The sequence below is a fragment of the Oceanicola sp. D3 genome, from assembly GCF_006351965.1.
Taxonomy (GTDB): domain Bacteria; phylum Pseudomonadota; class Alphaproteobacteria; order Rhodobacterales; family Rhodobacteraceae; genus Vannielia.
On the sequence record NZ_CP040932.1, the window covers coordinates 1,095,878 to 1,119,569 of the forward strand.

A 23,692-nucleotide genomic window follows, 5' to 3' on the forward strand; every position below is an offset into this window, starting at 1 on the left:
TGACCCTGCGCACCGGAGGAAGTGATGTCTGCACCCATTCCCCAGCCCGGCATTTCAGAGATTGCCCTCTACCAGAGCGGCAAGAGCACCTTCCAAGGTGTTGAAAACCCTCTGAAACTGTCCGCCAACGAAAACCCCTACGGCTGTTCGCCGCGGGTGGCAGAGGCTATTGCCGCCGAGCTCGCAGGACTGCACCGTTACCCGGGAACCGACCACAAGATCCTGCGGGATGCGCTCGCCGAAACACATGATCTGCCCGCCGACCAGCTGATCTGCGGCGTCGGCAGCGATGAAATCCTCCACCTCGCCGCCCAGGCCTATGCCGGGCCGGGCGATGAGGTCGTCTATACCGAGCACGGATTTTCGGTCTATCCCATCGTCGCCCGCGCCGCCGGAGCAACCCCCGTTGTGGCCAAGGAACGCGAGCGCGTGGCGGACGTGGATGCCATCCTAAGCGCCTGCAACGACAAGACAAAAATCGTCTACCTCGCCAACCCGAACAACCCCACCGGCACCATGATCGGGGGCAATGAGGTGGCCCGTCTGGCCGATGGGTTGCCCAAGGGTTGCCTGCTGGTGCTCGACGGGGCCTATGCCGAGTTCGTCGAAGGCTTCGATGGCGGCGCAGAGCTGGCCGCGTCTCGCGATAACGTCTTGATGACACGCACATTTTCCAAGCTCTACGGCCTTGGCGGGCTGCGTGTTGGCTGGGGGTTCGGCCCCAAAGAGATCATCGACACGCTCACCCGCATCCGTGGCCCCTTCAACCTGAGCAACCTGCAAATTTCCGGTGCCGTCGCCGCCCTGCAAGATACAGAATTTACAGAGAAAACCCGCAGCGAAAACACCCGCAACCGCGCCCTCCTCGCCAACGGTCTCGCCGCCATCGGCATCCCGTCCGATACCTCCTCGGCCAATTTCATCCTCGCTCGCTTCTCCAGCGCCGAAGAGGCAGAGGCGGCGTTTAACCACCTCGGAAATCAAGGGCTTATCACCCGCCAAGTCGGCGGCTACGGCCTGCCAGAGGCCCTGCGCATCACCGTCGGCACCGAGGATGACTGCCGCGCCGTCATCGCCGCTCTCACCAGCTTCAAGGCCGCCGTATGATCTACCAGCGCATCGCTTTCATCGGCCTCGGCCTCATCGCCGGCTCCATGGCCCACGCCACCCGCCGCGCCGACCTCGCGGGTGAAATCGTCGGCACCGCCCGCTCCGAGCAAACCCGCGAAATCGCGAAAGAAATCAACCTTTGCGATCGCATCACCGACACCGCCGCCGAGGCCGTGGAGGGTGCCGATCTCGTGGTGCTCTGCGTCCCGGTCGGGGCCATGGAAGCGGTCACAAAAGAGATCGCCCCACACCTCGCCGAAGGCTGCACCCTCACCGATGTCGGCTCGGTCAAAAAGGCGGTGATCGACGCCGTCGCCCCCCACCTGCCGGATCACGTCCACTTCATCCCCGGTCACCCGCTGGCAGGCACCGAGCATTCCGGCCCCCGGTCGGGCTTTGCCGAGCTCTTCGACAAGCGCTTCACCATACTCGTTCCGCCCGAAGGGGGTAACGCGCAAGCTGCTGCAAACCTTCGCAAATATTGGGAAGGGCTGGGCGCCTACGTCGATGAGATGGACCCAGAGCACCATGATCTCGTGCTTGCCGTCACCTCCCACTGCCCCCACCTCATCGCCTATACGATGGTGGGCGTGGCCGATGATCTGCGCCGCGTGACCGATAGTGAAGTGATCAAGTATTCCGCCGCCGGCTTCCGTGATTTCACCCGCATCGCCGCCTCCGATCCAACGATGTGGCGCGATGTTTTCCTGAACAACAAGGAAGCTACGCTGGAAATTCTCGGCCGCTTCACCGAAGAACTCTTTGCGCTGCAACGTGCCATCCGCACCGGCGATGGCGAGCAATTGCACGATTATTTCACCCGCACCCGTGCCATCCGCCGAGGCATCATCGAGGCCGGGCAAGATACGGACGCGCCCGATTTCGGACGGGGGGCCAAGCGATGATCCGTTTTGCCTTCGCTCTCTTCCTCACGGCCACGCCAGCCCTTGCCGATGCGCCCACCGGCGCCATCCGCCCGCTGCCGCGCCCCGGCGAAGCTGTTGAAACCGAAACGAAAACCGTGGTCTCCACCCGTGGCGTTGCCCCAAAAGAGCGGCCCGAACCCACAGGCAGGGTGCTTGGCCCCGAAGTTTCGGAGCGACGCCCGCTTCCCCGTCCTGAGGGCTGGATTGCCCCTGTGCTCGGCACGCCAACTCTCGCCGGGCACCAGCCAAAGCCGCGCCCCCCAGCGGCCACGGAGCAGCTCACTGCGGTGCGCGTCATTCGTGGCCCGCTGGCCCGCGAGGCGCTTCAGGCGCAGCCCCGGCCCAAGCACATTGACCGGCTCGTTAAGGAGCAGGCAACGCTTACCGAGGTAAAGTTCCGCAAGAAGGGCTCTGTTTGCGGCATCAATTCGGTGAAAGGGCAGGCCATCAGCAGCTTCGGGCGGCCCGGCAATGGCTGCGGTGTCGCCAATCCGGTGCAGGTCACCTCGGTGCAGGGCGTTTCGCTGTCGACCTCGGCGACGATGGATTGCGGCACCGCCAAAGCGCTCGACCGCTGGGTGCAAAAGGGGCTGAAGCCCGCCGTCGGCAAAAAGGGCGGCGGCGTGAAGCAGATCAAGGTGGTGGCGCATTACGCCTGCCGCAACCGCAACAACGCCAAATCCGGGCGGCTCTCCGAGCATGCCAAGGGCCGGGCGATTGATATTGCAGGCGTCACCCTGCGCGATGGCACCTATGTATCGGTGCTCAAGGGCTGGGGCTCCAAGTCGTGGGCGAAGGCGCTTCGGGTGATGCACAAGGCCGCCTGCGGGCCGTTTGGCACCGTGCTTGGCCCCAATGCCAACCGCTATCACCGCGATCATTTTCACTTTGATACCGCGCGCTACCGCTCAGGCTCGTACTGCCGCTAGGTCGCTGAAATTATTCCAGAATTTCTTCGCGCTTCACGCCCCAAAGGGCTGTTTTGCGCACCCAGCCACGTTCGCCCCCGGCGATGACCCAGCACCATTCGGCGCTGCATTCGCTCAGCCGCGCCACAACGCCCGCTTCGGCCCGCGCGCTGATCGGGGCCTCGTCGTCGGGCCTCATCCGCAGGGCCGCCATGTCATCTTCAACCAAAGCGGTGCGCACGCCCGACAGCAGCGAGTAATGCACCCATCCCCCTGCGCCCTCGCGGTCGCGCACGCGGCGCCAATGGCCAAACTCGGCCGTTACTTCCAGCGGCATGTTGCGGCGGGTGAAAACCCAGTCGATCCGGTGGCTTAGCGAAGGCCCGCGCCGCACGTTGCCCTCATCGGCCTTGAGCGAAACAAAGCGCGGCAAGGGCAGGTTTGTCACCGGCCCGCGCTCATCCGCCGCATGGGCGGCAGTGGTCACGGCGAGGCCCAGCAAGGCACAGAAAAATAAATGAAAAAAGGCCCGACCGTGTCGGGAAACGCCTGTCTTCCGCCCCATGGCTCTTACCACTTTCTGCCTCATCCGGCGCTTGTATGTCGCGCCTTTTCTTGCGCACACTCTAGCGGAAGGATGGTCCTTGAGAAGCGGGAGGATGCAGGAGATGGGCGCAGAGCGGCTGAGTGTTGTCGTAACGCGACGGTTGCCCGAGACCGTCGAAACACGGATGAGCGAGCTCTTTGACGTGGAACTCCGCGAAAGCGATACCCCGATGTCGCGCGAGGAGTTGGTGGCAGCCATGCAAAACACCGATGTGCTGGTATCCACCATCACCGACACCATAGATGGCGGCCTGATCGGGCAGGCGGGCGAGCGGCTGAAACTCATTGCCAACTTCGGCGCCGGGTTTGACCATATCGACGTGGCAACCGCCCGGCAGCGCGGCATTCTGGTGAGCAACACGCCCGGCGTGGTGACAGAAGATACCGCCGACATGACGATGGCGCTTATCATTGGAGTTACACGAAAAATTCCGCAGGGCGCGGCTGTCATGACGGCCGGAAAATGGGAAGGCTGGTCGCCCACAGGCAACCTCGGCGGGCGGATTGCCGGGCGGCGTCTGGGCATTCTCGGCATGGGCCGGATCGGGCAGGCGGTGGCCCGCCGGGCCGCTGCCTTCGGCATGCAAGTGCACTACCACAACCGCCGCCGTTTGCGCCCCGAGGTGGAAGACGAGCTGCAGGCGACCTATTGGGAGAGCCTCGACCAGATGCTCACCCGGATGGATGTGATCTCGGTCAACTGCCCGCACACGCCCTCCACCTTCCACCTGCTGTCCGCGCGGCGGCTCAAACTGCTCAAGCCCTCTGCGGTGATCGTGAACACCTCACGCGGGGAGGTGATTGACGAAAACGCGCTGACCCGGATGCTGCGCGCGGGCGAGATCGCCGGGGCCGGGCTGGACGTGTTCGACAAAACCCAAAAGCTCAACCCGCGGCTCTACGAGCTGCCCAACGTGCTACTGACCCCGCACATGGGCTCGGCCACCGAAGAGGGCCGAGTGGAGATGGGCGAGAAGGTGTTGATAAACATCAAGACCTTCGCCGATGGCCACCGCCCGCCCGATCAGGTTGTGCCCGCGATGCTCTGAGGCGGGCCGGGCAGGCGCATGTCACGCTCCCGCCCGCCCACCCCGCGCGACACGCGCCTGCCGTCTCAGCCCCCGAATGTCGCTTTTGGCTCCAAGGTGTCGAAACCCCATGGCACGGGCGGCGCGATTTGGTGACAGTGGCCCAAGACACCTGAGCCCGGAGCGCGTGCCCCCATGAAGACCCATGTAAAAGCCCTTGTCGTCGGCGGTGGCGCCGTTGGCACCTCGATTGCCTATCACCTTGCCAAGGCGGGCTGGGACGATGTGATGCTCATCGAGCGGGATGAGCTGACTTCGGGCTCGACCTGGCACGCCGCCGGGCTGCTGCCGCTGTTCAACATGTCCTACGCCACTACGCACATTCACCAGTACTCGGTCGATTTTTACAAAACGCTGGAAGAAGAGACCGGGCTGAATGCCGGTTTCGCCGTGGTCGGCAACCTGCGCATGGCCCAGACGCAAGAGCGCATGGACGAATACATGCTCTATGCCTCCACCGCCGAAACCTGCGGCGTGAAATACGAGTGGCTGACGCCTGAGCAGATCAAGGAACGCTGGCCGTTGATCGAGACCGGCGACCTCAAGGGCGCGATCTACCACACCGAGGATGGCTACATTAACCCCGCCGACGTGACCCAGGCCATGGCCAAGGGCGCCCGTCAGCGCGGCGTCGAGATCGTGCGCAAGATGCAGGCGGATGCCTTCGAATGGACCGGCACGCATTGGGAAGTCACCTGCACCAAGATGGTGGAAAAGGGCGGCAACCTTGTTGAAAGCGATGAACAGGTCGTCATCACCGCCGAACATGTCGTGACCGCCTCGGGCAACCACGCGCAGCGCACCGCGAAGCTGTTGGGCATCAAGATGCCCGCCATCCCGGTCGAACACACCTTCATCGTGATGGACAAGGATCCGGAGCTGGTCAAATGGCGCGAGGCGGGCAACCCCGAGCACCCCGTGGTGCGCGATGCCGACAATGAATCCTACGCCCGCGAGGAGCGGGGCGGTTGGATCTTGGGGATCTACGAGCACGGCGCACCGGCCCGCTTCGAATACGGCGTTCCCGACAGCTTCCGCGCCGATCTTTTCCCGCTCGATCTCGACAGGATCGCCGATCAATACATGGCCATGGCCGAGCGTGTGCCCTCCTGTGCCGAGTCTGGCCTGAAAGACGATTTCAACGGCCCGATCTGTTACACCCCCGATGGCAACCCGCTGGTCGGCCCCGCGCCGGGGATGCGCAACATGTGGCTGGCCGAGGGCTTTTCCTTTGGCATCACCGCCGCTGGCGGCACCGGCTATTACCTTGCGCAGATGATGGTGGAGGGCGAGGCCGAGATCGACATGGCGAGCCTCGACCCCAAGCGCTACGGCAGCTGGATGACGACGGAGTACGCCGCGCGCAAGAACGAGGAGTGCTACGAGCACGTCTATATCCTGCACCACCCGGACGAAGAGCGCGAAGCCTGCCGCCCGCTGCGCACCGCGCCTTGCTATGACCGGATGAAGGCCCGCGGGGCGCAATTTGGCTGCGTTAACGGCTTCGAGCGGCCCAACTACTTCGGCCCGCTAGATGCGCCGTCGAGCTTCGACCATGACGCGCGGTCGTTCCGCCGTGGCGGCTGGTGGGAGTATGCCAAGGCCGAGGCAGAGGCCGTGCGCAACGGTGTCGGCCTGATCGACGCGACAGCCTTCGCCAAGCACCGCCTCTATGGCCCGGGCTCCGAGGCCTTCCTTGACTGGTTCACCTGCAACAAGCTGCCCAAGGTGGGCCGCATCAACCTCACCTACGCGCTGACCCCCGCCGGAACGACCCGGACTGAGTATACGATTGTCAGGGAAAACCAGTACGAGTTCTATCTGGTCTCTGCCGGCGCATGGACCGACTATGACGCGGACTATCTTCGCAAGGCGATGGAGGACTGGTCCGCGCGCCACGCCGCAGAAACAGGTTGGATCGCCATCGAGGATGTCACAACAAAATATGGCGTCTTTGCAATTGCAGGCCCGAAGTCACGGGATGTGCTGAGAGAAATCATCAAGGACGCTGATCCAGACACTGCGCTGTCGAACAAGCGGTTCCCTTGGTTGAGCTATCGCAACATCGAGCTGGGCATGTGCCCGGTGCGCGCGATCCGCGTGGCCTACACCGGCGAGCTGGGCTGGGAGCTGCACCACCCGATCGAAATGCAGAACTACCTCTTTGACCTGCTGGAAAAGGCCGGCAAAAAGCACGGGCTGAAGCTGGTCGGAACCCGTGCACAAAACTGGCTGCGGCAGGAAAAGAGCTACCGTGCGTTCGGCACCGAACTGGGCCGCGATGCCACGCCGCTCGAAGCGGGGCTGGATCGTTTTGTGGACCTGACCAAGGACTTCCACGGCAAGGCGGCGATGGAGGCCAAGGGCATTCGCTCCATCTGCGTGACGGTGCTGGTGGATGGTCCGGATGATGCCGACCCGTGGGGCCGCGAGGCGCTCTATGACGGCGACACGAAGGTGGGCCGCCTCACCTCGGGCGGCTACTCAGTGGCCTTCGGCAAGAGCATCGGCATGGGCTATGTCTCGCCTGACTTGGCGAAGCCGGGCACCATGCTGAAGGTCAAGATGCAGGACAAGCTCTGGGACGTGGAGGTGGTGGAAGACAGCCCCTATGATCCGAAGAATGAGACCATTCGCGTTGACGGCTAGCGCGATTGCCTTCGCGGGCATGGCCCGGCCCGACCCGCCGACGGCTAAATGCGGCGCGGTGGAATGGCCCCGCCTACAGCAAGATCAGCCTGTAGGCGGGGTTCCGACCCACCATCAATAATCGCGTTCGAAGAAAATCCCGATGCCCGCGTTTCCGTCCGATGAGGTGGAGCCCTTCACGTTCACGTTCGGGCCGATCTGCAGGTTAAGGTTCAGCTCTGTGGTTCCGTCGCTCTCCACCACCACGTCGGAATAGACGTTATCGCTGATATACTTGCCCGCACGCACGGCGGTGTTGCCCTCTTCGCTCTGGCTTACATCCAGATCATCAAGGCCGAACTGGTCGCGCAAACGGCTCATGATCCCCGCGCCGCCGCGCCCGGCGAGCGTGGCAACAGCGCTCGCGAGTTCCAGCGCCTGCAGGGGCGAAAGGGAGGTGAGGTCGCGCCCGAAGATAAGCTGGGCCAGGATCTCATCCTGCGGCAGGGAGGGCGCGGATGTGAAGGTGATCTGCGGGTCCGAGGGCGAGCCTTCTAGGATAACAGAGATGGTGTAGCCGTCGGTTTCGGTGCTGGCGACGAGCCGCAGATCTGCGTCAAACGAGCCAGTCAGGCGTGCCGTGCCTTCTGTCAGCTGAAACCGCTGGCTGAGCACGTCGAGCCGCCCGCGTACCAGCTCGAAGGCCCCAATGGGGATGACCTCAGAGGTGGTGCCGGTCAGCCGCAGGGAGCCGCCCAACTCCGCATCCAGCCCGCGGCCCCGCACAAACACCTGGTTGGGCGCGGCGAGTGTGATGTCGAGCGCAAAGCCTCCGCCTCCAGCCGCCTCGCCTCCCGTGCCCGTGCCGGTCTCGTTCAGCCCTGCGCGGTCCTGCGTGGCGCGCACCGCCGCTGGTGCGCCGACGTGGGTAATATCGGGGATGTCCCCAACCCCGGAAATCCCGCTCGACGGGATCCGAATTTCGGTGCGCCCAAGCTCCAGCCGCCCCGTAATGCCCGCGCCGCCCGCGAGCGGCCCGGCAAGGGTGACGGTGCCGTTGACGGAGGTGTCGTAAAGCTGCGGATCGCGCAGGTTGAGGCTCTGAAAATTGAGGGTGAGATCAGCGCTTTGTGGCGACGTCAGGCCAACCGTTCCGAGCACCGCGATGCCGCCGCCCTGTCCGCCGGTCGCGGAAACCTCCACACGCGCCGAGCCGCCCGAGAGGATGACGTTGCCGGAGATGTTTTCCAATGACACGCCAAGCGAAGGCGCAACAGCGCGCGCGCCCGAGGTGCGGACGGTGCCGGTGAGGCTTTCCAGTGCCAGCGGCCCGTTTAGCTGCAGATCAATCGTGGCGGGGCCGTTCAGCCGCTGCGGGCTGATGAAGGCATTGGCGAGGCCAAGGGGCGCTTGCCCGGTGATCGAGAGGTTGCCCGTGTCGCCCACAACCGTGCCATTCACTGCCGCCGTGGTGCCGCCGGGGCCGGTGGCGTTGATATCGAGCCCGATGGTGCCGCCCGCACTCGTGACAGTGCCGCTGGCACTGGCCAGTCCGGCGAAGTCAGGCGCGATCAGGCCAAGGTTTGCCAACCGCGCCTCAAGCGTGATCCGGCTCGGCGTGCCGTTGGCGCTGACGTCGAGGTTTGGCCCGTCAAAGCTGGCCGCTTCGATGGTGATCTCCTGCGCCGCATCCGCGCGGCTGACCTGAGCGGAATAGCTGGAACTGCCGGTGATCAGGCCATCCACCGTGGCATTGCCGGTGCCGAGGCGCTGCGCCGTGCCGTTCAGTGCCAGATCGAGCGCGCCGGTTCCAGGGTCAAAAAGACCGGTGGCGGTGGCTTGCGTTGCACCAGAAAGTGCCACCCCCGCAAGGCTGGAGAAGCGCGACAGGGCAGGGGCGTTTGCAGTGAGGTCATAGGTGATCGCAGATTGGCCCAGCGGTTGGGCCAAGGTTGCGGTGCCGGTGATTTCGGTTTCATCCAGCGCAACCAAAAGGTTGGTTACGCGCAGCGGGGCGTTGGTGGCATAGGCCAGATCGGCCCCGATCCGCCCCTCGCCGCCAAGCACCGGGTCGAGCCGCGTGTTGCCAATCCCCAGCCCCTCTGTGGTGCCATCGAGCCTGATATCCGCGCTGCCATTGCCGGGGCGGTAGGTGCCGGAGGCAGAAAGGGTGGCCGCGCCGGTGAGCGGCAGGCCTGCGAGGCCCTCAAAGCGAGATAGGGCGGGGGTGAAGAGCGTTGCGCCAAAGGTAACAGGCCCTTGGCCTGCGGGGGCGGTGAGGGTGGCGGCGCCGTTCAACGTGGTTTCGCCCGAGGTGAAGGCGATTTCGCTCAAGGCCAGAGGACCGTCAGCAACGTAGTCGAACGTGGTTTCCAGCCGGGCCGTCTCACCCAAGGCGCGGGCCATATCAGCGTCTTGCGCCGTGAAGCCCTCGCCCGAAAGCGCCAGAGCCCCATCGGCGCGTGCCAGCCCGCCACGTGCTGTTTGCTCCAGCGTGCCCGCGCCCTCAAGTGTGAAGGCCTCTGCCCCGTAGCCCTCCGTCACGAAGTCGCGGAACGCCGCATTCACCCGCCAGCGCCCCTCCTCGGCCCCATAGCTCATGTCGAGCGTGCCGCCCGAAAGGGCGAGCCCGCCTGCAATCGGCAGGCGGACGCTGCCGCTCTCATCCGTGAGCAGGGCCGCGACTGTGGCGGTTTGCAACTCGGCTCCCGCAAGGGCCACCCGCCCACTGAGCCGCGCCGCGCCGCTGGCCTCCTGCTCGGGAAAGAGCGGTGCGAGGCTTGGCAGCTCTGCGGTAAAATCAAGCGCCGAAACCGCCGTAGCCACAGTGCCTTTAGCGGTGATCGCGGCACGTTCGGTGCGGGCCTCGGCGCGGCGCAGGCTGATCCCGTTTTCGTTGCGCGACACGCTCACATCAATCCGGCCTTCCCCGGCCAGCATCCTGTCTACGACGTCTTGCCCGATGGCGAGATCGCTGGTTGTGCCGGCAAGCCCAAGGTCGAATCCGCCCGAAAGAAGGGCCACATTGCCGGTGATCCCAAGCGCCGCCGCGCCGGTCAGTTCCACGCCGGCAAGCGGGCCAAAGCGGGCAAGGTCTTCGGCGGTCAGCTGCAGGTCGACCCCGGTTGAAAGGTCGGTATCCAACCCGTCCACGGTGGCATTGCCGGTCAGGCCAAAATCTGCGCCGGTCAGGTTGAGGCCGGAAATCCGCAGCGGCTGCCCCTCGTCATAGGCTAGAGTGAACTGCCCGGTGATTGCCTCGCCCATGGCCCGAGCCAGGGCCTCATCTTCCGGGGCGAGGCCCCGCGCGTCGAGCGTGACATTGGCCGCGACCGCGCCAATCTCTTCGGCGTCACCGGAGGTGATGCGGCCATCGGTGCCGATCTCCATCCTCTCGGCCACAAATCCCGTGGTTCGCACGCCCGTTGCCTCTGCCGCGGCGGTAAAGCCGCGCCCGTTTGCCTCATCGTAGTTTAGCTGCATCGTCGCGCTGGATACCGAAGTGTCACCGCCGCCAAAGGGCAGGACCACGGGGGCACCCGCCGGATCGGAGAGGGCCAATTGCAGGGCCATTCGCCGGGGCCATCCCGAGGCGGAGAACAGAAAATCACCCTCCACCGTCGCGGTGCGGGCCGTCAGCGACAGGCCGGAAAGGGAAACCGCGCCATCCGCATCGCGGGCAACGCGCGCCTGCAGGCTGATGTCTTGGCCGAAAAAGTCCCGCAAGCCGGGCGCGAAAAGCGGGGTGACATCGCCCGAAAGGTCTACCGTGACGGTAAAGGGCGCATCCGCCGCCTCGCTGGCGGCAAGTGCGATGGTACCACCCAGCCGTTCCTCCTCATCGGATTGCACGGCCAACTGCAAAGCAAGATCACTCACTGGGCCCTCGCCCTGCAACGTCACATCGAGCGCCGGGGCACCGGGGATGTTCAAAATGCCTGCGGCGATGCCTGCTGGCCCCTCGCGCATGACAAGGTTCACAACAGCCTGCTCGGCGGCGGGGTCATAATCGGCGATGAGGGTAATTTCGCCCTCTTTGCCATCTACCCTATCAAGCTGAACATCCACGTCGATGCCGCCATCTGCCAGATGCACCTCGCCCGCGAGGCTCACCACCGCATCCTGCCCCAGTAGCGCGGCACCAAGCTCAGCTCGTTCCACGGCCAGCTTGGCAATATCAACCGAAACCGGCAGCTCGGGGATCGAGAAAGGCGTTGCCTCTGGTGAGGGGGTATCATCCGTCAACGGCGCACGCGGCATGACAATGCGCTCGGCGGAAAACTCCGAAACTTCAAGCCGCCCGCGCAGCAGTGCGGCGCGGTTCCAATCCAGCACTATGCCCTCGACGGTAAGCCATGCGCCCGCATCATCCTCGATGGTGATGCTATCAATCGTGGCGCGGGAGGACAGCGCGCCCTGAAACCCATCAATCACCACTTGGCGACCGGCGTCAGAAAGTACGTCTTGCAGAAGGTTGGTCAGATACCCCTTGTCGGCCTCTTCAGAGGCGCTTTCCTGCGCTGCGGCAGTGAGCGGGGCGATCAGGAGGAGGAGGCAGAGAACAAATGTGCGCATCTCAGAACGCCTGCCCGATGCCGATATAAAGCTCTACGCCATCCCCGGTGTCGCCGCCCGTCGGGGTTGCTACATCCAGCCGGATCGGGCCAAGCCCGGTTTGGTATCGAATGCCAAGCCCTGCGCCCGCATGGCTTTCCCCTTCGTCGCCCGGCCAGCTCTCGGCACTGACAAGGCCGAAGTCGTAGAAGCCGACCACTTGGATCTTGTCGCTGACCTGCCCGCGCAACTCAACAGAGGCTCCAAGAAAGGACCGCCCGCCAATCTCTTCACCGCCGGGCAAGGTTACGCCGAGCGACTGATAGGGCTGGCCCCGCACCGTGCCGCCGCCGCCGGAGTAAAACAGGAAATCTGGCACCGTTTCGGTCACATCTGTGCCCATCACCGAGCCAAGCTGGAGCCGCCCGGCGAGGGTGATCTTCTCCTCCGCGCCAAAGCTGCGATACCCCCGCGCATCGGCATAGAGCCGCGCGCCGTTGCCCGAGCCGGAGAGGCCGATGAATGGGGTGAGGTCGAGGTTGAGAAAGTAGCCATTCTTCGGGTCAAGGTCGTTGTCGCGCCGGTCCAGCGTGCCGCTGAAGGGCAGGGTAAGCAGGGTAAAATCCCGTGTGCCGATATCATCCTCGGTATGCGAGTAGAGCAGCCCGAGCCCGCCCTGAAACTTGTAGTCCTCGTTCACGATCCGGGTCACGCCAGCCTCGATCTCGAAGCTCTGAGAGAGGTAGAGCGGCTCGTCCTCATGCTCCAACGCGGCGCGAATGTAGAAATCTGTATCGGGGTTGAAAGTGCCGGGGCGGCCAAAGAGCACGCTGAGGCGATAATCCACTCCATTGTCACCGCTCATGCCGATGTTGCTGATCTCGCCGTCAAACCGCAGCCGTTCGGCCCCGCCCAGCAGGTTGCGGTGCAGCCAAAACGCCGAAACCGATGCCCCTTCCAGCGTCGTCAACTCAGCACCAAAGCCGATCCGGCGACGTTTGGCCTCTACAAGCTCCGCCTCGATGTCGAGCGTGCCATCGGGGTTGGCGCGCGCCGCCTCGCTGAGGGTGACCGAGCGAAACGCGCCGGTGCGCTGCAGCCGTGTGGAGGCCTTGTCGACCTCATCGGGGTGAAAGGTTTCGCCGCGCGGAAGGCCGGCGATTTCGATGATCCGGTCGGTGCGGACACGCTCGTTGCCGCGCGGCTCCAGCTGCCCGAACTGCAGCTTGCGACCCGGGTTGAGCCCCACCGACACATCAAGCCGCCGCGCCGGGTGGTTGGCCGTGATGCGCTGGTTGGTGACCTCGGTCTTGGCGTAACCCAACTCACGCCAGCGGTCGATTGCTGCCACTCCCGCCTCTTCGATCACCGGCACCTTCGCAGGCTCTCCAGCCCTGAATGCGCCGGGCAGATTGCTGCGCGGGGCGAGCGGCGCAATCTCGGCGCGGCCAAAGCGAAACTGCGGCCCCGGCTCTACCACCACGTTGATTTGCCCCACCTGCCGGGGCACCGCGAAGGGCGACATTTGTGCCGCCTCGCGCCCATCGAGCCGGATCGAAACCACCGGGCCGTAGTAGCCCTCGCCATAAAGCGCCGCGATGATGTGGCGGTAATCCGCCTGCGCCGCCGCCACCAGCCCCTGCGGATCGGCCTCGCCTTCAAGAAGCAGTGAACGGGTGGAGAGAACGGCGATGATCTCATCGCGCAACGCACTGTCGCCGCCCGCGACGGAAAGCCCGATGCGGGTTTCAGCCTGAAGAGTTAATGCGCTGAAAAAGAAAAGGAATAACGCGGTCGCAGCACGGCAGATACGGGGGGGCTTCACTGTGTTTCGCGCTCCTTGGTCCTCGCCGGGACTCTAGGCGAAACCCCGGCAACTGCAACCAGCCTGCCATGTGTCTGGCCCCTGTTTTGGTGCTGTTTGCGCACCTTCCTATAACGGTTAACGCGCAGGCCAGCGGCGCGGTTCCGGTGTCAGCCTGCCGGGGTGATCCGTGCCAATAGGGCTGGCGCATCGGCTTGCGGAATGGCCCCGGCGATCCGCCCACGCGGGCCGGTGAGGCGGGTGGCCGCAAAGGCTTCGGCCACAGGGGCTGGCGCGCTGCGCAGCAGAATCGCGGCGGTGAGCAGCAGGGCCGTGCGCTCGGCAAACCAGCGGGCCTCGGCCTCTGTCGGCAGTCCGGAGGGCCAGCGGGCAAGGTGATCGGCCAGCGCCGCGTCATAGGCAGATGATGCGCCCCGCGCCTCGGAGAGCTCAGCATGAAGCACCTCTCCGGCGAGCGGCTCGCGGGCGAGGGTACGCAGAATGTCGAGGCAGATAACATTGCCCGACCCCTCCCAGATGCCGTTCAGCGGCGCCTCGCGATAGAGCAGGGGCAGGGGGGTGTCTTCGACATAACCCATGCCGCCCAGCACCTCCATCGCCTCGACGCAGACCATCGGGCAGAGCTTGTTGGCCAGAAACTTCGCCAGCGCCACCCCGATGCGGGCAAAGGCGCGAGCCTCTTCGCCGCTGCGGTCGAAGGCGGCGGCCACATGCAGGCCGAGAGCGGTGCAGCCCTGCCAATCGAGCGACAGATCGGCGAGAACGGATTGCATCAGCGGCGCGTCAATGAGGCGGCGCTGGAAGGCAGTGCGGTGGCTGGCCCAGTGGTGCGCCTCCACAAGCGCGGCGCGCATCAGCCCGGCGGGGGCCATCGCGGTGTCGAGCCGCGTGTGGTGCACCATCTCGATGATGGTGCGCACGCCTGCCCCCTCCTCGCCCAGCATCAGGGCATAGGCCCCTTCGTATTCGATCTCCGCAGAGGCGTTGGAGCGGTTGCCCAGCTTGTCCTTGAGCCGCATCAGCCGCACCGCATTGCGCTCGCCCTCCAGCCAGCGCGGCACCAAAAAGCAGCTGAGCCCGCCGGGGGCCTGCGCCAGCGTCAAGAACCCGTCTGACATCGGCGCGGAGCAAAACCACTTGTGCCCGAACAGCCGCCAGCCCGCCCCGTCACTTTCGGCGCGGGTGGTGTTGGCCCGCACATCCGAGCCGCCCTGCTTTTCGGTCATCGCCATGCCCAGCGTTGCGCCCCGCTTTTGCACAACTGGCGCGATGCTGGCGTCATAGCTGCGAGATACCAGCTTGGGCCCCCAGAGCGCCGCAATCTCGGGCGTCGCGGCCAGCGCGGGTGTGGCGGCATAGGTCATGGTGAGCGGGCAGCAGTGCCCCGGCTCAACCTGGCTGGCGAGGTAAACCATGGAAGCATGGGTTGCATGCCCGCCCGCCGCGCCTTCCCAAGCCACCGCCGCATAGCCCGCGGCAGTGCTTGCGGCCATCAACCGATGATAGGCCGGATGAAACCGCACCTCATCAAGCCGCCGCCCGCCCGCGTCAAACTGCACCAGCTCGGGCGGGTTGCGGTTGGCCTCGCGCCCGGCTTCTCGCATCTCGGACCGCCCCAGTGCCGCGCCGTAGCTGGCCAGCGCTTCTGCCTGCCCGCCCGCCGCCGCGACGGCCTCTCGCAGAACCGGATCATCGGCCCAGAGGTCCGCGTCGCCCCGGGCCGGGGGCTGGTTGGTGACCTCATGTGTCGGCAAATGGGAGCGGGGCGGCAACATGGGGCCATCCTACGCTTCGCCGCGCGGCCCGGCTAGCGTTGCGCGGTCTGCCAGTCGGGGTGCACCCATGGCTGCACGTTTTGAGGAGGCAGCGGAGCGCGGCCAAGGATATGGTCGGCAGCCTTCTCGCCGACCATGATCGAGGGCGCGTTGAGGTTGCCGTTGGTGATGCGCGGGAAAATCGAACTGTCGGCCAGCCGCAGCCCTTCCACGCCGATCACCCGGCACTCGGGGTCAACCACCGCACGCGGATCATCGCGCCGCCCCATGCGGGCCGTGCCGCAGGGGTGATAGGCGCTTTCGGCGTGCTCGCGGATCACCGCGTCGAGGGCCTCATCGCTCTGCGCCTCTTCACCCGGCTGAATCTCGTGCTTGAGGTAGGGTTTGAAGGCATCTTGCCGAATGATCTCGCGGGTCAGGCGGATGCAACGGCGGAAATCGACCCAATCCTGCTCTTCGCTCATGTAGTTGAAGAAAATTCGCGGCGCCTCTGCTGGATCGGCGGATTTGAGCGTGACCTCCCCGCGCGAGGGCGAGCGCATCGGGCCGACATGGGCCTGAAAGCCGTGGCCCTCCGGCGAGGCTTGCCCATCATATCGCACGGCGATCGGCAGAAAGTGAAACTGGATATCGGGGTAGTCCACGCCCGCCGCAGAACGGATGAAACCAGCGCTCTCAAACTGGTTGGAGGCCCCGGGGCCGGTGCGGGTAAACAGCCAGCGGGCGCCAACATAGGCTTTGCCCAACAGGTTCCAATACTTGTAAAGGCTCACCGGCTGTGCCGCGGCATATTGCACGTAAAGCTCAAGGTGATCTTGCAGGTTTTTCCCCACGCCCGCGCGGTCTGCCAAAACCTCGATGCCATGCTCGGCCAGGTGCGCCGCAGGGCCGATGCCCGAGAGCATCAGCAGCTTTGGCGAGTTGATGGAACTGGCCGCGAGGATCACCTCGGCCTCGGCGCGGATCACCTCGATGGTGCCGCCGCGTTCCACCTCGACACCAACTGCGCGGCCATTTTCAAACACCACGCGGCGCGCAAAGGCGCGGATCATCTCGCAATTCGGCCCCTTGAGCGCGGGCTTGAGGTAAGCCTTTGCGGCAGACCAGCGCTCGCCCTTCCAGACCGTCATGTCATAGGGGCCGAAGCCCTCTTGCTGCGCGCCGTTGTAATCGCCGGTGCGCGGGTAGCCCGCTTGCACTCCGGCTTCCACAAAGGCGCGGGTGAGCGGATTGAGACGTGCCCCCCGGGTGATATGGAGCGGGCCATCGGTGCCGCGCCATGCCGCATCGCCGCCATGGCCGCCGTCATGCCAGTTTTCCATGCGCTTGAAGTAGGGCAGCACATTGGCATAGCCCCAGCCCTCGGCCCCCTCGTCGCGCCAATGGTCGAAGTCGCGGGCGTGGCCGCGCACATAGATCATCCCGTTGATCGAAGACGACCCACCGATCACCTTGCCACGCGGGGTGGCCATGCGCCGCCCGCCGAGGTGTGGCTCGGGCTCTGACTGAAAGCCCCAGTCATAACGCTTCATGTTCATGGGAAAGCTGAGCGCGCCGGGCATATTGATGAATGGCCCCCAGTCGGTGCCGCCATGCTCGATCACCAGCACCCGGCGGCCCGCCTCGGCCAGCCGCGCAGCCATGGCGCAACCCGCGCTGCCCGCGCCAACGATAACGTATTCGGCCTGCATCAGAAGGCTGCCTCGACATCGCCCATGCGGACGTAAACCGACTTGAGCTGCGAATAGTGCTCGATCGCAGCCTTGGAGTTTTCGCGCCCCACGCCAGAGGCCTTCACCCCGCCGAACGGGGCCTCAACCGGCGCGTCATTGTAGGAGTTGATAAAGCAGCTCCCGGCCTTGAGCTGGCCGATGACGCGGTGCGCGCGGGAAATGTCGCGGGTAAACACCCCGGCAGAGAGGCCGAAGGCGGTGTCATTGGCGCGGGCGATTGCCTCGGCCTCGCTTTTGAAGTCGAGCACGGCCATCACCGGGCCAAAGATCTCTTCGCGCGCAATGGTCATCTCGTCCTTCACATCGGCGAAGACCGTGGGGGCGAGGTAGAAGCCATCGCGCTCAAGGCGCTCGCCGCCCGCCACCAGCCGCGCGCCCTCTTCAATGCCCTTGGCGATGTAACCTTGAACGATCTCCATCTGCCGGGCGCTGACCATCGGGCCAAAACTGGTGGCCTCATCCATCGGATCGCCGATCACAGCGCCCTTCAGCCGCTCCGCGAGGCGGGCGAGGAAGGCCCCCTTGATCCCGCGCTGCACGAACACGCGGGTGCCGTTCGAGCAGACCTGACCGGTGGAATAGAAGTTGGCATTGATCGCACCGCTGACGGCGTTGTCGAGGTCGGCATCGTCAAAGATCACCAGCGGCGACTTGCCGCCAAGCTCCATTGTCACATGCTTCATCTCGCCCGCCGCAGCGGCATAGACCTTGCGGCCCGTCGGCACGGAGCCGGTGAGCGAAACCTTGGCAACACGCGGGTCCGTCACCAGCTGCCCGCCAACTTCGCCCATGCCCTGCACCACGTTGAACAGGCCCGGAGGGGCGCCGGCTTCGGTGAGGATCTCGGCCACCTTCAGCGCGCAAAGCGGGGTGGTTTCGGACGGTTTGAACACCATTGCATTGCCGCAGGCGAGCGCGGGTGCGCCTTTCCAGCAGGCGATCTGGGTGGGGTAGTTCCACGCACCGATGCCAACGCAAACGCCAAGCGGTTCGCGGACCGTATACACCCAATCCTCGCCCAGTTGGATGTGCTCGCCGGTCAGGCTGGCGGCCAGCCCGCCGAAATACTCCAGCGCATCGGCACCGCTCGTCGCATCGGCCACCAGCGTCTCCTGAAGCGGTTTGCCGGTGTCGTAGGTTTCCAGCACCGAGAGGTCGCGGTTGCGCTCGCGCATGATCCGGGCGGCGTCGGTCAACACCCGGCCACGCTCGCGCCCAGTCATGGCCGCCCATGTCTTTTGGGCCTCCGTGGCAGCCTCAAGCGCGGCGTTCACTACCGCAGGCGTTGCAGCATGGACGCGGGCAACCACCTCACCTGTGGCGGGATAAATCACCTGGATAACCTCGCCTGCGGTGTCTTCGAGATAGGCGCCGTTCACGTAGTGGCTGGCGGTCGGTTGCGTTTCATAAGTCATTGATATCTCACTCGCCGCGCGGAAAGCGGGCGTCTTCTTCGACGGTGTTCAGATCCATGTGGTTGCGCATGAAGCGCTCAGAAGCCTTTTGCAGCGGCTGATAATCCCACGGGTAGTATTCGCCGTTGCGCAGCGCCTCGTAGACAACCCAGCGGCGGGCCTGGCTGCGGCGCACCTCGGCGTCAAAGCGCGGCAAATCCCAGCGGGCCTCTGCTTCGGCCTTCAGCGCCGCATAGGCCTCGGAATGAGCCGGGTTGCTCGCCAGATTCTCCAGCTCATGCGGGTCGGCCTCAAGGTCAAAAAGCTGATCGGGGTCGAGCGCGCAGAGGTTGAGCTTGTAGCGGCCTTTGCGGAGCGAAACGAGCGGCGCATAGCTGGCCTCGGCTGCATATTCCATCGCCACCGCGTTTTGCCGTTCCACCCCTTGCCCCAGCGGCTTGAGGCTCTCGCCCGCCGTCCACGGCATCACCTCTTCCATGCTCACGCCCGCGAGGTCGCAGAGGGTGGGGCAGATGTCGATGTTGCTCACCGGCGCCTCCACCAGCCCGGGCTCCATCTCGGGGGAGGCGATCATCACCGGCACCCGGGCGGAGCCTTCGTAGAAGGTCATCTTGAACCACAGGCCCCGCGCGCCAAGCATGTCGCCGTGGTCGGAGACAAAGAGGATCGTGGCCTCCTGCCGGGTGCGCTCAAGCACATCGAGCAATTCGCCCACCTTCTCGTCGAGATAGGAGATGTTGGCAAAGTAGGCGCGGCGGGAGCGGCGGATATCCTCTTCGGTGATGTCGAAGCTGCGCCAGTCGTTGGCATCGAAAATGCGCTTGGAATGCGCATCCTGCTCTTCGTAATCGAAGGCCCCCACCTCGGGCAGCAGATGCTCGCAATCCTCATACATGTCCCAAAACCGCTTGCGGGCGACGTAGGGGTCATGCGGGTGGGTAAAGCTGACTGTCAGGCACCACGGGCGCTCATCGTGGCCGCGTGCCAGATCGTAGAGCTTGCGGGTCGCATTGTAGGCAACCTCGTCATCGTATTCCATCTGGTTGGAAATCTCGGCCACGCCCGCGCCGGTGACCGACCCCATGTTGTGATACCACCAGTCGATGCGCTCGCCGGGTTTGCGATAATCGGGCGTCCATCCAAAGTCGGCAGGGTAGATGTCAGTCGTCAGCCGCTCCTCGAAGCCGTGCATCTGATCGGGGCCGACGAAGTGCATCTTGCCGGAAAGGCAGGTGTGATAGCCCGCGCGGCGCAGGTGGTGCGCATATGTCGGCAGGTCGGCGGGAAACTCGGCGGCATTGTCATAAACGCCGGTGACGCTGGGAAGCTGCCCGCTCATGAAGCTGGCACGGCCCGGCGCACAGAGCGGCGAGGCGGTGTAGCCGTTTTTGAACCGCGTCGAGCGCGCCGCGAGCCGCTTGAGGTTGGGCGCGTGCAGCCAATCGGCGGGACCGTCGGGGAAGAGCGTGCCGTTCAGCTGGTCGACCATGATGATGAGAAAGTTGGGGCGGCTCATGCGAGGGCTCCGAGTTCGTGCGAGAGGGTCGCAAGGGCATGGTCTGTGGCTGTTTGCCCGGTCATATCGTCAGGGTTGGAGGCGTAGCGCAGGTAGAGCCCGTCAATTACCGCGCCGATTCGGTCAGCAATTTCGGGCGCGGCAGTGCCGGCCAGCGGGCGCAGGTCATGCAGGAGGTTGGAGCGCAGGCGTCGGTGATAGACCGAAAGCAGCCGCCTTGCCTCGTCATTGCGGCGGGCGAGCACATAAAAGTTGAGCCATGCCGAAATGACATCCGCCCGGAAGTTGCAGCTTGAGAAGCTGGCCCGCAGGATGCCCTCAAGCCGCTCTCGCGGACCGTCCGACACCAGCAGCGCCCCGCGCACTTCGGCTGCGTAGACCGAGAGCACATGGCGCATCGCGGCGAGGAAGAGCTTGTCCTTGTCGCCGAAGTAGTGGAAGGCAAGGGCCGCCGAAACACCGGCGCGTTTGGCAATCTTGCCAACGGTCACATCGAGCGAGCCAATAGCGCCGATCTCATGTATCGTCGCTTCCACCAACTGGGCTCTGCGCTTGGGTTCTACACTCATCGCCGACTCCAAAAGGCTTGCAATACGGGGATAATCGGTCATTGTTTGATTGGTCAATCAATAAGTGAACCGAGACCTCCGAAGAACTGGGAGACACCTATGAAAACCACCGCAGCCGTATCCGCCCTCGCCATTTGCGCCGCCTCCTCGGCCTTTGCCGCGTGCGACAGCGTCGTCATGTCTGACGTCGGCTGGACCGACATCACCACCACAACCGCCACCGCCAAGCACGTGCTGGAAGGGCTGGGCTATGATGTTGACGTAAAAATCCTTTCGGTGCCCGTCACCTTCGCCTCGCTGGAGAGCGATGATGTCGACGTGTTCCTCGGCAACTGGATGCCGGCCCAGAATGGCGCCATCGGGCCCTACCTGGAATCGGGCGAGATCGAGCAGATCAACGTCAACCTCGAAGGCACCAAATACACCCTCGCCGTGCCCGCCTACACCTGGGAGCGCGGCCTGCAGAGCTATGGCGACATCGCCAAGTTCGCCGAATCGCTGGAAGGCAAGATCTACGGCATCGAGCCGGGCAACGAGGGCAACGCCTACCTCGTGTCGCTGATCGAAGAGAACAAGATGGGCCTCGGCGATGCCGATATGGAAGTTGTCGAAAGCTCCGAGCAGGGCATGCTGGCGCAGGTCGCGCGTGCCTATAAGGACGAGCAGGACGTTGTCTTCCTCGGCTGGGAGCCGCACCCGATGAACGCCAACTTCGACTTGAAGTATCTTCCCGGCGGCGAAGACTTCTTTGGTGGCGAGGGCGTGGTGCACACCGTCACCCGCAAAGGCTTCTCGGAAGAATGCCCGAACCTCGGCAAGCTCTTTGCCAACATGGATTTCACCCTCGAGATGGAAAACGGCATCATGGGCCAGATCCTCGATGATGGTGCCGATCCGGAAGACGCCACCGAAGAGTGGCTGAAGGCCAATGCCGATGTGCTCGACACCTGGCTTGATGGCGTGACCGCGATGGATGGCAGTGATGCCAAGGCCGCCGTAAGCGCGGCGCTGGGCCTCTAATCGCAAATATAAGACCGAACCGCCCGCCACGCGCGGGCGGTTCTCTTTTGGCCAACTGATTCAAGCGCGGCGCGCGCGCTAGGCCAACCGAAGACGAAGGGAGACAAGGGCAGTGGAAGACTGGCTGGAAGAGTACAAGATACCTGTCGGCAAGGGCGCAAAGGTCGTCTTCGACTGGATACGAGACCATGGCGAAGTGCTGCTGGATGGCTTTGCCGCAGTGATGGAAGCCATGATCGACGCCATTCTGTGGGTTATGCAGGAGCCGCCCGCGATCATCGTCATCGCCGCCTTCGTCGTCGCCACATGGTTTCTCCAGAAAAGCTGGAAAGTCTGCCTCTTCGTCTTCCTCGGCTTCCTCTTCATCCTCAATCAGGGCTACTGGGAGGAAACCACCGAAAGCCTCACGCTTGTGCTTTCGGCCTGCCTCGTGTGCATGGCCATCGGCGTCCCTATAGGTATCGCCGCAGCGCACCGGCCCAAGATGTATACCTACCTGCGCCCGGTGCTCGACCTGATGCAGACCCTGCCCACCTTCGTCTACCTGATCCCGGCCATCGTCTTCTTTGGCATCGGCATGGTGCCGGGCCTCATCGCCACGGTCATCTTCGTGCTGCCCGCCCCGATCCGGCTCACCTACCTTGGCGTTGCCTCGACCCCGCAAACCCTGCTGGAAGCCGCTCGCGCCTTTGGTGCCACCCCGCGGCAGACGCTCTGGAAGGTTGAACTCCCCTATGCCTTCCCGCAGATCATGGCCGGCCTGAACCAGACCATCATGCTTTCGCTCTCCATGGTCGTCATCGCCGCGCTGGTGGGTGCCAACGGTCTTGGCGTGCCGGTGATGCGCGCGCTTGGGCAGGTGAACACGGCGCTGGGCTTCGAGAGCGGCTTTGTCATCGTCGTGGTCGCCATCATGCTTGACCGGATGCTCAACGTGGGGGCGCGCAAATGACTACAGCGGTAAAAATCGACAATGTCTCCATCGTCTTTGGCGACAAGCCAAACCGCGCCCTGCCATTGATGGACGAGGGCCAGGAGCGCGGCGAGATCCAACAGGCCACCGGCCAGGTGCTTGGCGTGCACAACTGTTCACTCGACGTGAATGAGGGCGAAATCCTCGTGCTTATGGGCCTCTCCGGCTCCGGCAAATCCACCCTGCTGCGCGCGGTGAACGGGCTCAACCCGGTGGTGCGTGGTGCGGTTCATGTGAACGACGGCCAAAGCATGGTCGACGTGACCAACGCCGACAAACCCACGCTCCGCCGCATCCGCATGCACCACGTGGCGATGGTCTTTCAGCAGTTTGGCCTGCTGCCCTGGCGCTCGGTGCGTGAAAACGTGGGGCTAGGACTGGAACTGGCCGGGATGCCCAAGGCTGAGGCCGATGCCAAGATCGACGAACAGCTTGATCTGGTCGGTCTCACCGACTGGGCCGAGCGCAAGGTGGGCGAGCTTTCGGGCGGGATGCAGCAGCGCGTCGGCCTTGCCCGCGCTTTTGTCACCGATGCCCCAATTCTCCTGATGGACGAGCCTTTTTCGGCGCTGGACCCGCTCATACGTTCCAAGCTGCAGGACGAGCTTCTGGAACTGCAGCAACGTCTCAAACGCACGATTATCTTTGTCAGCCATGACCTCGACGAAGCCTTCAAGCTGGGCAACAACATCTCGATCATGGAAGGCGGTCGCATCGTACAGACCGGCGCACCGCAAGATATTTTCCGCGATCCGAAAAACGACTATGTCGCCGAGTTTGTTCAGCACATGAATCCGCTCGGCGTGCTCCGTGCGCGCGACCTGATGCAGCCCGCCGCCGGCGCTCCATCCGTTACCATCGACGCCGACAGCCTCGTGCGGGACGGTCTGGAGACGGTGACGGCGCAGGCAGAGCCGGTCGGCGTTACGGAAGACGGCGCGCTCGTCGGCCAGCTCTCGAAGGATGACATTCTGGCGGGCCTCACAGAGCGCGACATCACCCCAACGGGCTGACGCGGCACTCTACACGCTGGACCTTGCCGCGCC

The 23,692-nt window shown here is 64.5% G+C and carries 16 protein-coding genes; 8 read left to right on the forward strand and 8 right to left on the reverse strand.

Going from position 1 to position 23,692, the window contains the following annotated elements; genetic code table 11:
- The first annotated feature begins 24 nt into the window (after positions 1-24).
- Genes hisC through FHY55_RS05630 form a run of 3 tightly spaced genes read left to right on the forward strand, consistent with a single transcriptional unit; the run spans position 25 to position 2,965 of the window.
- Positions 25-1,107 (forward strand): histidinol-phosphate transaminase, encoded by a 1,083-nt coding sequence (gene hisC / locus FHY55_RS05620; protein ID WP_140013249.1) that lies wholly within the window; start codon positions 25-27, stop codon positions 1,105-1,107.
- Complete coding sequence (locus FHY55_RS05625) at positions 1,104-2,015, forward strand: prephenate/arogenate dehydrogenase family protein (RefSeq protein WP_140013250.1); 912 nt, start codon at positions 1,104-1,106, stop codon at positions 2,013-2,015. Before hisC ends, FHY55_RS05625 begins: the two co-directional genes overlap by 4 nt.
- Positions 2,012-2,965, forward strand: a complete 954-nt coding sequence (locus tag FHY55_RS05630; RefSeq protein ID WP_140013251.1) for an extensin family protein — start codon at positions 2,012-2,014, stop codon at positions 2,963-2,965. Before FHY55_RS05625 ends, FHY55_RS05630 begins: the two co-directional genes overlap by 4 nt.
- A gap of 10 nt (positions 2,966-2,975) precedes the next feature.
- Here FHY55_RS05630 and FHY55_RS05635 read toward each other — a convergent pair whose 3' ends face one another.
- Positions 2,976-3,509 (reverse strand): SH3 domain-containing protein, encoded by a 534-nt coding sequence (locus FHY55_RS05635; RefSeq protein ID WP_140016015.1) that lies wholly within the window; start codon positions 3,507-3,509, stop codon positions 2,976-2,978.
- 103 nt (positions 3,510-3,612) lie between these two features.
- On the opposite strand from FHY55_RS05635, the gene FHY55_RS05640 reads away from it, so the two are divergent.
- Together FHY55_RS05640 and FHY55_RS05645 are read left to right on the forward strand one after the other, a co-directional pair.
- Complete coding sequence (locus FHY55_RS05640) at positions 3,613-4,599, forward strand: D-glycerate dehydrogenase (RefSeq protein WP_140016016.1); 987 nt, start codon at positions 3,613-3,615, stop codon at positions 4,597-4,599.
- 174 nt (positions 4,600-4,773) lie between these two features.
- Positions 4,774-7,287: an FAD-dependent oxidoreductase gene (locus FHY55_RS05645; RefSeq protein ID WP_140013252.1), complete on the forward strand. Its 2,514-nt coding sequence runs from the start codon at positions 4,774-4,776 to the stop codon at positions 7,285-7,287.
- Between the two features lie 114 nt (positions 7,288-7,401).
- Here the strand turns inward: FHY55_RS05645 and FHY55_RS05650 are convergent, their stop codons facing one another.
- The 7 genes from FHY55_RS05650 to betI all read right to left on the reverse strand — a co-directional run bounded on the left by FHY55_RS05650 (position 7,402) and on the right by betI (position 20,653).
- The gene (locus FHY55_RS05650; RefSeq protein ID WP_140013253.1) at positions 7,402-11,841 is read right to left on the reverse strand and encodes a translocation/assembly module TamB domain-containing protein; all 4,440 of its coding nucleotides are present in this window, start codon (positions 11,839-11,841) and stop codon (positions 7,402-7,404) included.
- A 1-nt stretch (position 11,842) separates the two neighbouring features.
- On the reverse strand, positions 11,843-13,528 hold the full coding sequence (locus FHY55_RS05655; protein ID WP_140013254.1) for an autotransporter assembly complex family protein: 1,686 nt from the start codon (positions 13,526-13,528) through the stop codon (positions 11,843-11,845).
- 266 nt (positions 13,529-13,794) lie between these two features.
- Positions 13,795-15,420, reverse strand: a complete 1,626-nt coding sequence (locus FHY55_RS05660) for an acyl-CoA dehydrogenase family protein (protein WP_140013255.1) — start codon at positions 15,418-15,420, stop codon at positions 13,795-13,797.
- A gap of 32 nt (positions 15,421-15,452) precedes the next feature.
- Positions 15,453-17,111 (reverse strand): choline dehydrogenase, encoded by a 1,659-nt coding sequence (betA, locus tag FHY55_RS05665; protein ID WP_140013256.1) that lies wholly within the window; start codon positions 17,109-17,111, stop codon positions 15,453-15,455.
- The gene (gene betB / locus FHY55_RS05670) at positions 17,111-18,568 is read right to left on the reverse strand and encodes a betaine-aldehyde dehydrogenase (protein WP_140013257.1); all 1,458 of its coding nucleotides are present in this window, start codon (positions 18,566-18,568) and stop codon (positions 17,111-17,113) included. Before betB ends, betA begins: the two co-directional genes overlap by 1 nt.
- Positions 18,569-18,575: 7 nt before the next feature.
- The gene (gene betC / locus FHY55_RS05675; protein ID WP_140013258.1) at positions 18,576-20,084 is read right to left on the reverse strand and encodes a choline-sulfatase; all 1,509 of its coding nucleotides are present in this window, start codon (positions 20,082-20,084) and stop codon (positions 18,576-18,578) included.
- Positions 20,081-20,653: a transcriptional regulator BetI gene (betI, locus tag FHY55_RS05680; RefSeq protein ID WP_140013259.1), complete on the reverse strand. Its 573-nt coding sequence runs from the start codon at positions 20,651-20,653 to the stop codon at positions 20,081-20,083. The genes betC and betI overlap by 4 nt, the downstream gene beginning before the upstream one ends.
- 99 nt (positions 20,654-20,752) lie before the next feature.
- Here betI and choX point away from each other — a divergent pair, with 99 nt between their 5' ends.
- The 3 genes from choX (at position 20,753) to choV (ending at position 23,659) form a co-directional block, all read left to right on the forward strand.
- Positions 20,753-21,673 carry a choline ABC transporter substrate-binding protein gene (gene choX, locus FHY55_RS05685; protein WP_140013260.1) on the forward strand — a complete coding sequence of 307 codons (921 nt, stop codon included), beginning with the start codon at positions 20,753-20,755 and terminating at the stop codon, positions 21,671-21,673.
- A 112-nt stretch (positions 21,674-21,785) separates the two neighbouring features.
- Complete coding sequence (gene choW, locus FHY55_RS05690; RefSeq protein ID WP_140013261.1) at positions 21,786-22,625, forward strand: choline ABC transporter permease subunit; 840 nt, start codon at positions 21,786-21,788, stop codon at positions 22,623-22,625.
- Entirely contained in the window at positions 22,622-23,659 is a 1,038-nt protein-coding gene (gene choV, locus FHY55_RS05695) for a choline ABC transporter ATP-binding protein (RefSeq protein WP_140013262.1), read from the forward strand. The genes choW and choV overlap by 4 nt, the downstream gene beginning before the upstream one ends.
- The last annotated feature ends 33 nt before the right edge of the window (positions 23,660-23,692 follow it).